1 pseudogene is annotated in these 291 nt (G+C 51.2%); it reads right to left on the bottom strand.

Annotation, left to right across the window (positions count from 1 at the left end):
* Positions 1 to 291, bottom strand: a pseudogene (locus HMPREF2698_RS12120) (HNH endonuclease); the annotation flags it as partial.

Below are 291 nucleotides of genomic sequence, written 5' to 3'. Positions count from 1 at the left end.
AGGTGTGTAAGACTACGGTGGCTGGTGGTTGTATTTCGCCGCTTAAGAGTTTGATGACCGCTTCAGCAACAGTGATTCCTTCTTTTGCGGCGGTTGTGTGGATGAAGGCATCGAGTTTAATGCCGGTATCTTCAGTAACTTGGAGTTCCAGCCAGGCAGAGGTTCCGTTGGAAGAAAAGCGGTAGGTGTCTTTGGGGCGGGTGTCGCGAAAAGCAATGGAGTCATCCAGGGTTTTACAGATGTCGCGGACTTTGCGTCTGATTTGGCTGCGGGTAGGAAAAGCCTGATTCG

The sequence above is a fragment of the Corynebacterium sp. HMSC072A02 genome (genome assembly GCF_001810085.1).
GTDB lineage: Bacteria > Actinomycetota > Actinomycetes > Mycobacteriales > Mycobacteriaceae > Corynebacterium > Corynebacterium hesseae.
This window is presented reverse-complemented; position numbering and strand designations above follow the sequence as displayed.